The organism is Micromonospora sp. NPDC002296 (assembly GCF_040296145.1).
Taxonomy (GTDB): Bacteria; Actinomycetota; Actinomycetes; order Mycobacteriales; family Micromonosporaceae; genus Micromonospora.
In genome coordinates this window covers 24,595-38,221 of sequence record NZ_JBEOWQ010000047.1, presented here as the reverse complement: position 1 = coordinate 38,221, position 13,627 = coordinate 24,595, and the positions used below count along the sequence as shown (strand labels likewise).

The following is a 13,627-nucleotide window of genomic DNA, read 5'->3' as shown; positions in this document are numbered from 1 at the left end:
CGGGCCCACGGGCCTGTCCCCGGCGGGGGTGCCGGCGGGGGGGGGGGGCCCGGCCCGCCCCCCCCCGGGTGCGGGGGGGGGGCGGACGCCCCGCCCCCGCCGGGCGGGGCCGGGACGACGGGGTCAGCGGGGCAGCGCCTGCTGGAGTTCGGCCCGCAGCGCCGGGGTGAGCATCTCGCCGGTCTGCTTGGCCAGCCGGGCCATCTCGTAGCCGACCACGCCGATGTCGGCGTCCCCGGCCGCCAGGGTGGCCAGGATCGAGCCGTCGCGGACCTGCATCACCAGGAAGTACCCGCGGCCCATCTCCACCACCGTCTGCTTGACGATGTCGTCGTCGAACATCTGCGCCGCCCCGGCGGCGATGCTCATCAGGCCCGAGGTGACCGCGGCGAGCTTGTCGGCGTTGTCGCGGGGCAGGTGGTCGGAGATCGCCACCAGCAGCCCGTCGGACGAGACCACGATCGCGTGCGCCACACCGGGCACCCGCTGCGCGAACCCGCTCACCAGCCAGCTCAGGTCCCGGGCCTCCTGGCTCAACGTCATCACTGTTGTCCCCCTTCGGTGCTCCCGCCGGCCGGCGGCAGGATGATCTCGGTGGTCTCCTCAGCCTCGGCCCGCCGCACCCCGCTGTAAAGCCGGGACAGCATTCCGCCGACGGCTTCCGGGTCCGGGTCGTGCCGTGCAGTCGGTTCCTGTGGCCGGGCGGGGCGCGTCACGGCGGACAGCTGCGCCATCGGCACCCGCACCGGCAGGCCGCGCTCGTTGGTGCCCCCGGTGACCGGGACCGCCGGGGGCACCGGGGCCGCCGGGGCGGAGCCCGGGGCCGGGCCCTCCCGCGACCACCAGCCGCCCCCGCCGTCCGCGGGCGTCCCGGCGGCCGGGGCGAGCACGTCGTCCGCCCGCACCGGCACCGGCCGCGACTGCCGCGACACGGTCACGCGTCGCGGCGGGCGACCGGCCACCGGCGGCCCGCCCGGGCCGCCGTCGCCGGCCCGGCGCGCGGCCCCGCCCGGCTGCGCGGACCCGGCGGCAACGGCGAAGCCGGCCCGCGCGGCCCCCGGAACGCCGTTGCGCGCGGCAACGGCCCCACCCGGGCCCGCCGTCGGGGTCAGCGCGGTGGTCAGCATCCGCCGCGAGGGCGGCGGGTCGAGCTGGACCGGCGGGGCGTCGGTGAGCAGGGCGGCCGGAATCCGAACCAGGGCCACCAGGCCGTCCTCGCGGGGGTGCAGGCGCACCTGCACCGCGTGCCGGGCGGCCAGGTGGCTCACCACGAACAGGCCCATCCGCTCGGACGCCGCGACGTCGGCTGCCGGCGGGGACGCCAGCACCTCGTTCGCCTCGGCCAGCGCGGCCGGGCTCATCCCCAGCCCTCGGTCGGTCAGCTCCACCAGGGCCCCGGAGCCCTCGAACCGGGCGGCGACGAACACGACGGTGTCCGGCCGAGAGAACGCGGTGGCGTTCTCCAGCAGCTCGGCGAACAGGTGCACCAGGTCGCCGATGACGTGCCCGACGACGTGCAGGTCGGTCACCTGCTCGCGGTGTACCCGCTGGTAGTGCTCGATCTCGGCGCTCGCGGCCAGCAGCACGGCGGCGAGACTCACCGGGCGGTTCCACCGCCGGGTCGACTCGCTGCCGGCGAGCACCAGCAGGCTCTCGTCGTTGCGCCGCAGCCGGGCGGCGAGGTGGTCGAGCCGGAACAGGTTCTCCAGCTGGTCCGGGTCGCTCTCGTCGCGTTCCAGGCCGTCGAGGAGTTCGAGCTGCCGCTCCACCAGCACCTGGCTGCGCCGGGCCAGGTTGACGAACATCAGGTTGACGTTGCGACGCATGGTCGCCTGCTCCACCGCGACGCTGACCGCGCTGCGGTGCACCGCGACGAACGCCTCGGCCAGCTCGCCGATCTCGTCCAGCGAGCGGACCACCGCCGGCGGCACCTCGATGTCGGACACCCCGCTGTTGACCTGCCGCAGCTGGTCGAGGGCCTCGGGCAGGTCGATCTGGGCGATCCGCAGCGCCTGGCCACGAAGCAACCGCATCGAGCGGGCGACGGACCGCCCGACCACCACCGAGATCAGCAGGGCGACCAGCAGCACCGTGCCGATCCCGCCGACCACCAGCAGGGTGGTCCGCAACTGCTCGGATCTGGCGTCATCGGCCCGGGTCACCGCATCGCCGAGGACGCCGACCTCCAACTGTCGCAGCCGATCCTGGCGCTGCTCGCTGGCCACCCACCACTGCGGCGCGTTCGGCGCCCGCGGCGCAGCCCCGCCACTGGGCAGGCTCTGCTCCTCCAGCTTCGTGGCGGCGGCGAGGGCCGGCTCCGTCGAGGCCGCGTCGTACCGGCGGATCTGGTCGGCGGTGGCGGACACCCGGAACGCGCCGAGGGCGGTGAGCTGCTGGGCCCGCAGGTCGGTCAGCTTGACCTGCTCCGCCACTCCGTACCGGCCGGCGCGGGCGGCGGCGTAGAGCTCGGCTCGGGCCCGGGAGGACAGCTCCTTGACCCGGGCGAGCTGGACGTAGCGCAGCACGCTGTCGTTGAGCGCCCGCTGGCCCTCGCCCGGCGAGGGCTGGGCGAGCAGGGTCAGCAGCGCGTCGACCGCCCGGTGGTAGTTGCCGAGGACGGCGTCGCCGCCCAGCACCGCCGGGGGCACGGCCGCCCGGATGTAGATCACCTGGTCGTACGCCTCCAGCGCCTGCGAGTAGGCGATCTGCCAGGCGGCGTCGGCGTCGGCCAACGGGCCGGCCGCCCGTCGCAGCTCCCGCACGGCGGCGTCGCTGGCGGCATGCAACGGCCGCAGCGCGGCGATCGCGGCGTCCCGGTCGGCCCGGCCGCCGACCCGGCGCAGCTCGGCCAGCTCACCGGCGGTGCGGTCGCGTTCCTGTTGGAGCTGGTGCACCACGGCGGTGATCTCCCGGCCGATGCCGACCTGCCGGGCGAAGTCGCTCAGCGTGGTGGTCTGCCCGACCAGCCCCCGGGTCTGCACGCCGGCCAGCACCAGGAACGCCACCGAGGGAATGACGAGCACCGTGACGAGCTTGGTCCCCATCCGCCAGTCCCGCAGCCGAAAAGGCGAGCGGCGGCGGTGCGGCACGACGCGGACGTCGAACCGACGCCGGCTGTGGTTGGACACCCCACTCCCGGCGGGGTCGGGACCTACGCCCACACATGCCTCCTAGGCCCTCGCGTCCGCCGCATCGGGGAGCGGGGTCCATCCAACCAGGCAAGCCGGTGCTGTCAACGGGATCACTTGAGCAGAAGCTCAGGAAGGATACCGAGGGCTGCGCGGACCTGACGGGGTCGGTGAGGGCACCTCATCCGTCCGGCCGATGTCGCAGAGCGCCACCGGCTCGTCCAGCCGGCCCAGCGCCACCCGGGCCGCGCCGGTCGCGCCGATCTCCGGGTCGGGCCGGTAGCGCACCCGGCGAGGTGCCAGGACGGCCGCGAACGACTCCCGCCACCACTCGGACGCGGCCAGCGCGCCGCCGCCCAGCACCACCTCGACCGGCCCGTCCACGGTGGACTCCAGCTCGGCCAGGTCGGTGGCGACCAGCCGGCAGATCCCGGACATCAGTCCGGCGAGGATGTCGACCGCGCCGGTGCCGAGGCTCAGCCCGCGCAGCTCGCCGGCACCGGCCGGGGCGTGTCCGGGCGGCCGGTCGCCGCCGAAACGCGGGTTGGCCGACGCCCCGCCGCCCGGGGCGATCCGGGCCAGCGCGGCGTCCAGCTCGGCGCCCTCGGGCAGCCGCAGCTCCCGCCCGGCCCAGGCGAACAGGTTGCCACCGCTGGAGTACGCCGCCCCGGTGACCACGTGGCCGTGGTCGACCCGGTACCGCCACAGCCCGGCGGGCAGCGGCGGCAGCTCCGCGCCGGCCGGCACGGCCTGGACCAGCCGCACGGCCGCGGACGTGCCGACGGTCACCGCCGCCCGGCCCGGGCCGACCGCGCCGGAGCCGACGTTCGAGGCGGCCCCGTCCCCCACCGGCGCGGCCCAGGCCGCGTCGGCGAGCTGCGGCCAGCGGCGGGCGTGCTCCCGCCGCAGCCGGCCCCGCCAGCCGTCGGGGGCCAGCTCGGGCAGCTCACCCGGGCCCGCGCCGGCCAGCTCGCACGCCTCGGCGTCCCAGGTCAGCGTGCCCAGGTCGAGCAGCCCGGTGCCGGAGGCCTCGGACACCGACATCGGGGCCGCGTCGAGCAGGGCGCCGAGCACGAACTCGGCCAGGCCGAGGAAGCGGGCCGGCGGGGTCGAGGTGCGCTCCCGCAGCCAGGGCAGCCGGACCGACCAGTAGCAGCGGTGCCACCAGGTGCCGGTGCGCCGGTGGTAGGCGGCCTCGTCGGCCGGGCCGGTCGCGCCGGCCGGGGGCGCCGGGCGGGTGTCCAGCCAGGTGAGCACCGGGCCGAGCGGCTCGCCGGCCCGGTCCACCGGCAGCACCGAGTGCCACTGGGCGGAGACGGCGACCAGCCCGACGTCGCGCAGGTGACCGCCGGCGGCCAGCTCGTCCAGGCACTCGGCGAGGCAGGCCAGGTAGGTGGGGCCGTCCAGGGTGCCGGTGCCGTCGTCGTCGACGGTGAGGCGCACCTTGCGGCGGGCGAGGGCGCCGGGCCGCGGGGTCGCGCCGGTGTCCAGCACGAGACCCCGCACCGAGGAGGTGCCCAGGTCGAGGGCGAGGATGTCCATCGTCGATCACCGTACCCGGCGGCCGGCCCGGCGGCCCGGCGGTCCGCGTCGCCGCAGGTGGCCGCCGTCCGGTCCCGTACCCCGGGATCGGGTTCCGGGCGCCCGGCGGCGCGCGTAGGGTGATCGCATGCCCGCGCACCTGACCTGCTGGTGGCCCGCCGACCCGGCGGCCCACCCCCGCGCGTAGCTTCCCACGCGGCCGCCCGACAAGGCGGTCGCCGGTTCTCTCCCCCCGGCCCAGGGCCGCCCCCGACGGCGACGCCCGGCCACCAGGAGAAACCCCGATGACCAGCCCGCACGACCTGCTCGCCGCCGTCGCCCGCGGCGTCGACCCCGGCCCCTTCGCGCTCGTGCGCCGCGAGGGCGCCGACCATCTGGAGCTCTTCACCGGCACGGTACGCCCCGTCGACCGGCTCGCGGACGTCCCGCTGCCCGACGGGCCGCCCGGCCCCCGCACCCTGGCGCTGGTGCCCTACCGGCAGGTCACCGAGCGCGGGTTCGACTGTGTGGACGACGGCACCCCGCTGGAGTGCCTGGAGATCGCCGGGCACGCCCGGTTGCCCCTGGCCGACGCGCTCGCCGCCCTGCCCGACGCCCCGGTGGCCACCGCCGACGCCGGGTTCGACATCGCCGACGCCGAGTACGCCGACATCGTCGCCCGGGTGCTCGCCGAGGAGATCGGCCGGGGCGAGGGGGCGAACTTCGTCATCCACCGCGCCCTGCGGGCCACCGTGCAGGGATCCCCGCTGGTCGCCGCCCTGGCCGCGCTGCGCCGGCTGCTGCTGCGCGAACGGGGCGCGTACTGGACGTTCGTGGTGCACACCGGGACGCGGATCCTCGTCGGGGCCAGCCCGGAGCGGCACGTCAGCGTCGACGACGGGCTGGTCATGATGAACCCGATCAGCGGCACCTTCCGGCACGGCGGGACGGCGGACCAAGCGGCGCTGCTGCGCTTCCTCACCGACCCGAAGGAGGTCGACGAGCTGTACATGGTGCTCGACGAGGAGCTGAAGATGATGGCCCGCGTCGCCGAGCACGGCGGTCAGGTCGTCGGCCCGTACCTCAAGGAGATGTCCCACCTGGCGCACACCGAGTACCTGCTGGCCGGGCGGGGCCGCCTGGACGTGCGGGAGGTGCTGCGGGAGACGATGTTCGCCCCCACCGTCACCGGCAGCCCGATGGAGAACGCCTGCCGGGTGATCGCCCGGCACGAGACGACCGGGCGGCGCTACTACGCCGGGGTGCTGGCCCTGCTGGGCCGCGACGACGCCGGCCGGCAGACCCTGGACGCGCCGATCCTGATCCGGACCGCCGAGATCTCCCCCGCCGGCGAGCTGCGGGTGCCGGTCGGGGCGACCCTGGTGCGCCACTCCACGCCCTCCGGCGAGGTGGCCGAGACCCACGCGAAGGCCGCCGGGGTGCTGGCCGCCCTCGGCTTGCGCCCCGACGCCCCCGACCCGGGCCCCGGCCCGGTGGAGCGGCTCGCCGACGACCCGGAGGTACGGGCGGCGCTGGCCGCCCGCAACGCCCCGCTGGCCCGGTTCTGGCTGGACCAGCGGCCCGCGGGGGCGGTGGCGCTGCCCGGGCTGGCCGGCCGCCGGGCACTGATCGTGGACGGCGAGGACACCTTCACGGGCATGCTCGCCCACCAGCTACGCGCCCTCGGGCTGGCCGTCGAGCTGACCCCGTGGCAGCGCGCCGCCACCGACGGGTACGACCTGGTAGTGGCCGGCCCCGGCCCGGGTGACCCGCGGGCGGTGGACGAGCCGAAGATGGCCGCCCTGCGCGGCCTGCTCGCCGGACGGCTCGCCGTCGCCGCCCCCACCCTGGCCGTGTGCCTGAGCCACCAGCTCCTGGCCGGGCTGCTGGGGCTGCCGCTGCGCCGCCGGGACGCGCCCTACCAGGGGTTGCAGCGGGACGTCACGGTGTTCGGCACCAGCCGGCGCGTCGGGTTCTACTCCACCTTCACCCCCGTCGCCGACGCCGACCGGGTGGCCACCGCGTACGGGCCGGTGGAGCTGTCCCGGGACCCCGTCGACCACGCGGTGCACGCGCTGCGCGGGCCCGGCTTCGCCGGCGTGCAGTTCCACCCCGAGTCGGTGCTCAGCCGCGACGGCCTGGCGGTGCTGGCCGACCTGCTCGGGCACCTTCTGTCGGTGCCACCGGGTCGGACGCCGGCCGGCGCGCGCCCGACGCCGGCCGGTTCCGCGCCCGGACCCGCCGACCGGGGGTAGGGAGGTTGGCGACCGGTGGCCGGACGAGGTCTCCCGTACCGCCACCGGTCGCCGGCCGAGAGGGGTCAGCCGGCGGCCATGCCCTTCTTCAGCGCCGCGCCGATCCGCACCGCCCGCTTCGCGGTCAGCGCCGTCGCGCCGAGCGCCACGGCGTCCGGGGCCACCTCGCCGTTGTTGCTGGTGTGCGAGGCGCCGTACGGGTTGCCGGCGACGAACTGGCTGGGGTCGGTGTAGCCGGGGGTGACCACGACGCCGCCCCAGTGGTAGAAGACCGTCAGCAGCGACAGCAGCGTGGACTCCTGCCCGCCGTGCGTGGTCGCCGTCGAGGTGAACGCGGAGTACACCTTGTCGGCCAGCGCGCCCTGCGCCCACAGCGGGCCGGTGGTGTCGATGAACTGCTTGAGCTGCGCGGCGATCATGCCGTACCGGGTCGGCGAGCCGAAGATCACCACGTCGGCCCACGACAGGTCGTCGGGCTCGGCCTCCATGACCTCCTGGGTCTCCAGGCGGTGCGCCTGCCACCCTGAGTTGGAGCGGATCGCCTCGTCCGGCGCCAGCTCACGCACCTTGCGCAGGCGGACCTCCGCACCGGCCTCCCCGGCGGCCTCGGCAGCCGCGACCGCCATCTGGTACGTGATGCCGGTCGCGCTGTAGTAGATCACCGCGACCTTGATCTGGCCGTCCATCAGATGTTCCTCTCCTCGATTCAGGTCAGCTCCCGCGCCTACCCGTTCCCTTCGGCGTCAAACGCCGGGCCGGTGCCGCCGCCGGACCGCGCGCTGGCATGCTCGACGCATGCCGATCAGGGAGGCCACCGCCGCCGACTGGCCGGAGATCTGGCCGTTCCTGCGCCGGATCGTGGCCGCCGGTGAGACGTACACCTGGCCCCGGGACGTCGACGAGGCGACCGCCCGGCGGCTGTGGCTGCCCGGCCCGCCCGCCCGCGCGGTCGTCGCCGTCGACGACGCCGGGACGGTGCTGGGGACGGCGAAGCTGGCCCCCAACCAGCTCGGCCCCGGCGACCACGTGGCCAACGCGAGCTTCATGGTCTCCCCGGCCGCCGCCGGGCGCGGGGTGGGCCGGGCGCTGGGCGTGCACGTGCTGGACCTGGCCCGGGCCGAGGGCTACCGGGCGATGCAGTTCAACGCGGTGGTGGCCGGCAACGAGCGGGCGGTCGCGCTGTGGCGGTCCCTCGGCTTCGCGGTGGTCGGCCGGATCCCCGAGGGCTTCCGGCACCCGAGCCGGGGGTACGTCGACCTGCTCGTCATGCACCGCCGGCTCTGACGGGTCAGCGGACCAGGGCGTCCAGCAGCCGGTCCAGCTCCGCCGCCGGGTCGGCGGTCAGCCCGGTGTGCACCGGGCTGGTCTGGATCATCGTGCTGCGCGGCGCGGCCAGCCAGCGGAACCGCTCCCCGCGCTTCATCCGCCCCGACGGCCCGTCCCCGGCACACGTCCGGTCCCAGGAGCCCAGCGCCGCCGCGACCTCGGCCAGGTCCACGTCCGGCGCGAGGGCCCGGACCCGGTCGGCGTCCAGATGGGTACGCGCCGCGAGGAAGTCCCGCCCCTGGCAGTACAGGATCACCCCGACGTTGATCTGCTCGCCGCGCTCGATCCGGGGCACCAGCCGGATCACCGCGTACTCGAAGGGTTCTCTCACGCGGGGCTCCCCTGCGGCAGCCAGTCGGCGGTGCGCGCGACCCGGCGGGTGAGGTGGTCGACGTACGCGGCGCGGGCCGCGTCGGCGGAGTCGAAGTCCGGCCCGGCCAGCCAGGCGTCGGGGACCAGGGCCAGCACCTCGGCCAGCAGCCCGGGGGTGACCCGGGGCGTCAGGTCCGCGTCCGCCTCGGCGAGCCGACCCGCGTACGGGGCGAGCACGTGGTCGTCGGCCCGGTACGCCCGGTGCACCGCGGCCTCGGCGCGCGGCCAGTTGTGGTGGAAGTACAGGCAGGCTCCGTGGTCGATCAGCCACAGCTCGCGGTGCCAGATCAGCAGGTTGGGGTTGCGCCAGCTCCGGTCGACGTTCTCGGTGAACGCGTCGAACCACAGCACCCGGGACGCCAGCGCCGGGTCGACCGGGTGCGCCACCGGGTCGTAGCCGAGCGCGCCGGGCAGGAAGTCCATCCCGAGGTTCGGCCCGTCGCTGCCGCGCAGCAGCTCCTGCACCTCCTGGTCGGGCTCGGCCCGGCCGATCACCGGGTCGATGTCGAGAACCACCAGCCGGGGCACCGCCAGCCCGAGCCGGCGAGCCAACTCGGCGCAGATCACCTCGGCGACCAGCGCCTTCGGCCCCTGCCCCGCCCCCCGGAACTTCGCCACGTACGTGCCGAGGTCGTCGGCCTCGACCACACCGGGCAGCGAGCCGCCCTCGCGCAGCGGGGTGACATACCGGATCCCGGTGACCTGACGGAGCACGGGCCCACCCTAACCGGCCGGCACGGGGGCGACCGTGCGGGCACGCCACGCAGCTCACCGCCTGCTGGTGGCCGGGCGCGCGGGTCCGGCGGGGTGTCGGTGCCCGGTCCTATGCTGACCGCCGACCGGGACGGAAGGCGGCTGACCACGTGGCAACGAGCGGCGCGAGGACAAGGACGGCGGCGGCACCTGCCGGGTCGGCGGAGCTGACCGGCGCGGAGGCGCTCGCGCTGCGGACGACCAGCCTGCTGCTGCGCCCCCACCCCACCGCCCGGCCCACCGACGTGGCCGGCGTGGTCGAGTGGTTCGGCGCGATGCAGGCGCAGGACGCGGCGAGCGGCCTGTGGTCGCTCGGGCTGCGGCTGCCCGGCTGGACGCAGGCCGACGTGCGGGCGGCGCTGGAGCGTCGGGAGGCGCTGCGCACCTGGCCGATGCGCGGCACGGTGCACCTGGTGCCGGCCCGGGACGCCCGCTGGATGCTGGAGGTGTCCGGGGTGCGCATCCTGGACGCCGCCGGGCCCCGGCGGGCGAGCCTCGGCCTCAGCCTGGAAGACGTCGACCGGGCCGCCGACGTGCTCGGCGAGGCGCTGGCCGGCGGCGTCCGGATGACCCGCTCGGAGTGCCTGGGCACGCTCAACGCGGCCGGCTTCGACACCACCGCGCAGCGCGGCTACCACCTGATCTGGTACGCGGCCCAGCGCGGCGTCACCTGCATCGCCCCGCACGTCGGCACCGAGCAGACCTTCGCCCTGCTCGACGAGTGGGTGCCCGACCCGCACCGCCCCGACCGCGACGAGGCGCTGGGCATCCTGGCGCTGCGCTACTTCCGCAGCCACGGCCCCACCACCCGGAAGGACTTCGCCGGCTGGACGGGCCTGACCGCCGCCGACGCGAAGCGGGGCATCGCCGCCGCCGGGACGGCGCTGACCACCGTGACGGTCGACGGGGTCGAGTCGGTGGTCGATCCGGCCCTGCTCGACGCGCCCCGGGAGCCGGTCGACGACGTGCACACCCTGCCCGGCTTCGACGAATACCTGCTGGGCTACAAGGACCGGTCGCTGATGGTCGACGCGGCGCACAAGCAGGCGATCATCCCCGGTGCCAACGGGGTCTTCCAGTCGACGGTGGTGCGCGGCGGCCGGGTGGTCGGCACCTGGAAGCGGACGCTGACCAAGACGAAGGTGAAGGTCGCGGTGCGTCCGCTGGTCGACCTCGACGCGGACACCCGGGCCCGGGTCGACGCGGCGCTGGAGGCGTACGCGGCGTTCGTCGGGCTGCCCCTGGCCGTCGACTGGGCCGCCGCCTGACCCGTCGTGTCCGGTGTGCTCATTGCCGGGTCAGTCCGACGGTGGCGGCGAGGCGGGCCACGTCGGCGGCGGTGGGGCCGGCGCGGAGCACGGCGGTCAGCGCGATGCGGGCGGCGGGGCGGGTGCGGGTCTCGGCGGGGGCGATGCCGTCGGCGGTGACCAGGGCGCGGCCGGCAGTGTGGGGGTCGCCGAGGTCGAGGTGGGCGCGGGTGATGTCGATGAGGTGGGCGGCCCGGTGCTCGGCGGGAAGCAGGTGCCAGGCGTCCTCCCCGGTGGCCCGGCGGTGGGTGGTGACGGCCCGGTGGTGGTCGCCGAGGCGCATGGCGGTCAGGGCACGGGCGAGTTCGACGGCGGTGGGTCCGAAGCCGGTGCCGTCGTTGTCGTGGTGGCGGTGCCCGCCGTGGGCGGTGGCGAAGTGGGCCGCGCGTTCGGTGAGTTCGCCGGCGGCGGTGTCGTCTCCCCATGCTGCGGCGGCGAGGGCGGCTTCGATCAGCAGGGTTCCGATCAGGGCGGGTTCGTCGGGCAGGAAGACGCGGGCGGGTGTCCGGTCGAGTTGGTGTACGGCGGTGAGGGCGGCGGTCATCGCCAGCCGGCCGCGCCGTAGGGCCCGGAGTGCCTGGGTGAGGGAGATCGCGGCGAGTCCTGCGCGTCGTGGGTCGCCGGTGGCGGCGGTCATCGCCCGGTCGGCGGCCAGCCAGGCCAGATTCGCCTCGCCGAGCTTGACCAGCACCTGGGCGGCGAGCCGGTACACCCGTACCAGCAGGTCGGCGGCGGACGGGTCCGCCGTCTGGGGGTGGCAGGCGTGGCGGCTGTCGTCGAGCAGGTCGGGCAGCATCCGCAGCACCTGGGGGTGGTTGCCGTTGCGGTACGCCGTCCACGCGTATCCCGCCTGGCCGTCGAGCTGCCGCACCGACGGCGGTGTCGGCTGGCCGCCGGTGGGTACGTCGTGGCGGGCCAGCGCCGCCCGGACCCGCTCGACGTCGCTGCCGGTGTCGGTGGCCGGTGTCCGTTGGGCCTTGCCGGTGAGCAGGACCTTCGGGGCGACGCCGAGGGCTGCGGCGACCGTCTCGATCACCGAGAGCCGGTCGAGGGTGCGTACGCCCCGCTCGACCTTGTCCACCCAGCTCTTCGACTTGCCGATCCGGTCGGCGAAGACCTGCTGGTTCATTCCCCGGCGGACCCGCAACTCCGCCATCCGCCGCCCGATCGGCAGGTCATTGCCGTTGCGCCGGCCGGGCCCGGTCATCGCTCCCCCTCCGCCGGCGGCATGGCCGACGTGGACTCCCCGCAGCGCGGACACCACCGGGACTTGACCCGGAACGCGAGCAGCCCGAGCAGGAACCCCGGCACCAGGCCACCGAACACGATCGACACAACTACGGAAGCCACGCGCACTCTCGCTTTCTGGCGCGCCTGCCGAGCGCCTCCGAGCGACCATTGCCCTGGTCACCTTCTGTGCCATAGGGTCTACTCGCAGTAAACGGACTCACTGCGGCGTCCGGTAGTCGCGCCGGGCACCGCGCTCGTTGAACGCGTGGAACGCGTGGAACGCCGATCCGACATGGAAGGCCGGTGAATGGCTCGGGCATCCAGGCAACGCAACGAGGAACTGCTTGCCCTTGTCGGGGAGTGTCAGTGGTCGTACAGCGCCTGCGCCGCAGCCGTACGCGCCGTCGCATACGAGAACGGCAACGCGCTTCCCTCTTGCGACCGCTCCCATGTGGGGCACTGGGTCGCCGGAGTGAAGCCCGGCGAGAGGACTTCCCGCTATCTGGCCGAAGCGATCTCCCGCAGGCTGGGTCGGGTGGTCAGTCCTACCGATCTCGGGCTTGTCGTCGGCGGTAGCCTGGAGCCTGACCTAGACGGCCTGGATTGGTGGAAGCACGACCCAGCCACTGATCTCCTAACGCTCGGGAGAGCCGACTTGGAGCGACGAGCGTTTGGACTCAACGCCCTGTATTCGCTGGCTGCGCTTGCTGTCCCCCTTGACTCCTGGCAGGACATCGCCGATCGGGGCCGGCGAGCGCGAGGTGGCGGCACCGCAGTGGGTCGCCGCGAGATTGACACAGTGCGGGACATGCTCGCCGTGTTCAGCAAGGCCGACGAGCGGTTCGGAGGAGGTCATGCCCGTCTCGCCGTGGTCCAATACCTCACCTCCGACGTGGCCGGTTACCTCCAGGGACACTTCACGTCCGACCACGATCGCCGGGCCATGTTCAGTGTCGCGGCCGAGTTAACCTACCTCGCCGGCTGGAAAGCATTCGACTCCTCCCTGCACGGGCTGGCCCAGCGCTACTACCTCCAGTCGCTGCGACTGGCAAACGAGGCGGATGACCGTGCCCTCGCCGGCTTCACGTTGCGCGCGATGGCGCACCAGGCCGTTGACCTCGGCCACGGACAGGAGGCGCTGCAACTCGCCAGTTCGTCCCTCGAATGGTCGAAGGGAAGGGCAACCCCGGCGGCGACTGCGCTCTTCACCATCCTCACCGCCCGGGGACACGCCGCGACGAGCGACACGGCCCGAACCTCGGCCGCGATCATCGCGGCTGAATCCCACCTCGCGAACGCGTCACCGGACGACGAGCCGACCTGGATTCGGACCAGCGGGTTCACCGAGACGTCTCTCGCCAGCCAAGCCGGCCAAGCCCTTCGTGACCTGGGCGACCTCCCCACGGCCGAAACCCAACTCCGCCGCTCGATCGCCACCCGCAACACCGAGGCGTACCGGCGTATCCACACCCTGACGCTGGCCAACCTCGCCGCCATCCAATGCACCGGAGGACGGCTACGCGAGGCGAGCGAGAACTGGAATCACGCCTTGGACGCGATGACCGGTGTCCAGTCCGGCCGAGCCACCTTGGCCGTGAAGAACATGCGAACATGCCTCAGCAGCTTCGGCCCCCGCCTGCCCACATTCGCGAAGCAACTCGACCAACGGGCCGCAGCCTTCCTCATCGGCACCTGACTACTGGGGGGCACCTCATCCAGTTCAGTGTGTCCCGCC

Annotated in this window: 12 protein-coding genes; 4 read left to right on the top strand and 8 right to left on the bottom strand. The window is 74.9% G+C overall.

The window, feature by feature from the left end; translation table 11 throughout:
* Positions 1-123: 123 nt before the first annotated feature.
* The 3 genes from ABT023_RS25040 to ABT023_RS25030 form a co-directional block, all read right to left on the bottom strand.
* Positions 124-543, bottom strand: coding sequence for a roadblock/LC7 domain-containing protein (locus tag ABT023_RS25040; protein WP_268926370.1), 420 nt, complete (start codon positions 541-543; stop codon positions 124-126).
* The gene (locus ABT023_RS25035) at positions 543-3,161 is read right to left on the bottom strand and encodes a sensor histidine kinase (protein WP_350888832.1); all 2,619 of its coding nucleotides are present in this window, start codon (positions 3,159-3,161) and stop codon (positions 543-545) included. Before ABT023_RS25035 ends, ABT023_RS25040 begins: the two co-directional genes overlap by 1 nt.
* A gap of 96 nt (positions 3,162-3,257) precedes the next feature.
* Positions 3,258-4,670: an FGGY family carbohydrate kinase gene (locus ABT023_RS25030; RefSeq protein ID WP_350888831.1), complete on the bottom strand. Its 1,413-nt coding sequence runs from the start codon at positions 4,668-4,670 to the stop codon at positions 3,258-3,260.
* 284 nt (positions 4,671-4,954) lie between these two features.
* On the opposite strand from ABT023_RS25030, the gene ABT023_RS25025 reads away from it, so the two are divergent.
* Positions 4,955-6,904 carry a chorismate-binding protein gene (locus tag ABT023_RS25025; protein ID WP_350888830.1) on the top strand — a complete coding sequence of 650 codons (1,950 nt, stop codon included), beginning with the start codon at positions 4,955-4,957 and terminating at the stop codon, positions 6,902-6,904.
* A 65-nt stretch (positions 6,905-6,969) separates the two neighbouring features.
* Here ABT023_RS25025 and wrbA read toward each other — a convergent pair whose 3' ends face one another.
* Positions 6,970-7,590: an NAD(P)H:quinone oxidoreductase gene (wrbA, locus tag ABT023_RS25020; RefSeq protein WP_350888829.1), complete on the bottom strand. Its 621-nt coding sequence runs from the start codon at positions 7,588-7,590 to the stop codon at positions 6,970-6,972.
* A gap of 109 nt (positions 7,591-7,699) precedes the next feature.
* On the opposite strand from wrbA, the gene ABT023_RS25015 reads away from it, so the two are divergent.
* Positions 7,700-8,188, top strand: coding sequence for a GNAT family N-acetyltransferase (locus tag ABT023_RS25015; RefSeq protein ID WP_350888828.1), 489 nt, complete (start codon positions 7,700-7,702; stop codon positions 8,186-8,188).
* Positions 8,189-8,192: 4 nt separating this feature from the next.
* Here the strand turns inward: ABT023_RS25015 and ABT023_RS25010 are convergent, their stop codons facing one another.
* Entirely contained in the window at positions 8,193-8,561 is a 369-nt protein-coding gene (locus ABT023_RS25010) for a DUF3037 domain-containing protein (protein ID WP_350888827.1), read from the bottom strand.
* Positions 8,558-9,316 carry a HipA family kinase gene (locus ABT023_RS25005; RefSeq protein ID WP_350888826.1) on the bottom strand — a complete coding sequence of 253 codons (759 nt, stop codon included), beginning with the start codon at positions 9,314-9,316 and terminating at the stop codon, positions 8,558-8,560. The genes ABT023_RS25010 and ABT023_RS25005 overlap by 4 nt, the downstream gene beginning before the upstream one ends.
* Positions 9,317-9,465: 149 nt before the next feature.
* Between ABT023_RS25005 and ABT023_RS25000 the strand changes: the two genes are divergently transcribed.
* On the top strand, positions 9,466-10,623 hold the full coding sequence (locus ABT023_RS25000) for a winged helix DNA-binding domain-containing protein (RefSeq protein ID WP_350888825.1): 1,158 nt from the start codon (positions 9,466-9,468) through the stop codon (positions 10,621-10,623).
* Positions 10,624-10,642: 19 nt separating this feature from the next.
* On the opposite strand, the gene ABT023_RS24995 is transcribed toward ABT023_RS25000, so the two are convergent.
* Together ABT023_RS24995 and ABT023_RS24990 are read right to left on the bottom strand one after the other, a co-directional pair.
* Entirely contained in the window at positions 10,643-11,869 is a 1,227-nt protein-coding gene (locus tag ABT023_RS24995) for a helix-turn-helix domain-containing protein (RefSeq protein ID WP_350888824.1), read from the bottom strand.
* Positions 11,866-12,012 carry a hypothetical protein gene (locus tag ABT023_RS24990; RefSeq protein ID WP_350888823.1) on the bottom strand — a complete coding sequence of 49 codons (147 nt, stop codon included), beginning with the start codon at positions 12,010-12,012 and terminating at the stop codon, positions 11,866-11,868. The genes ABT023_RS24995 and ABT023_RS24990 overlap by 4 nt, the downstream gene beginning before the upstream one ends.
* A 187-nt stretch (positions 12,013-12,199) precedes the next feature.
* Between ABT023_RS24990 and ABT023_RS29175 the strand changes: the two genes are divergently transcribed.
* Positions 12,200-13,588, top strand: a complete 1,389-nt coding sequence (locus ABT023_RS29175; RefSeq protein ID WP_502890754.1) for an NsdA family TPR-like regulatory protein — start codon at positions 12,200-12,202, stop codon at positions 13,586-13,588.
* Positions 13,589-13,627 lie beyond the last annotated feature (39 nt).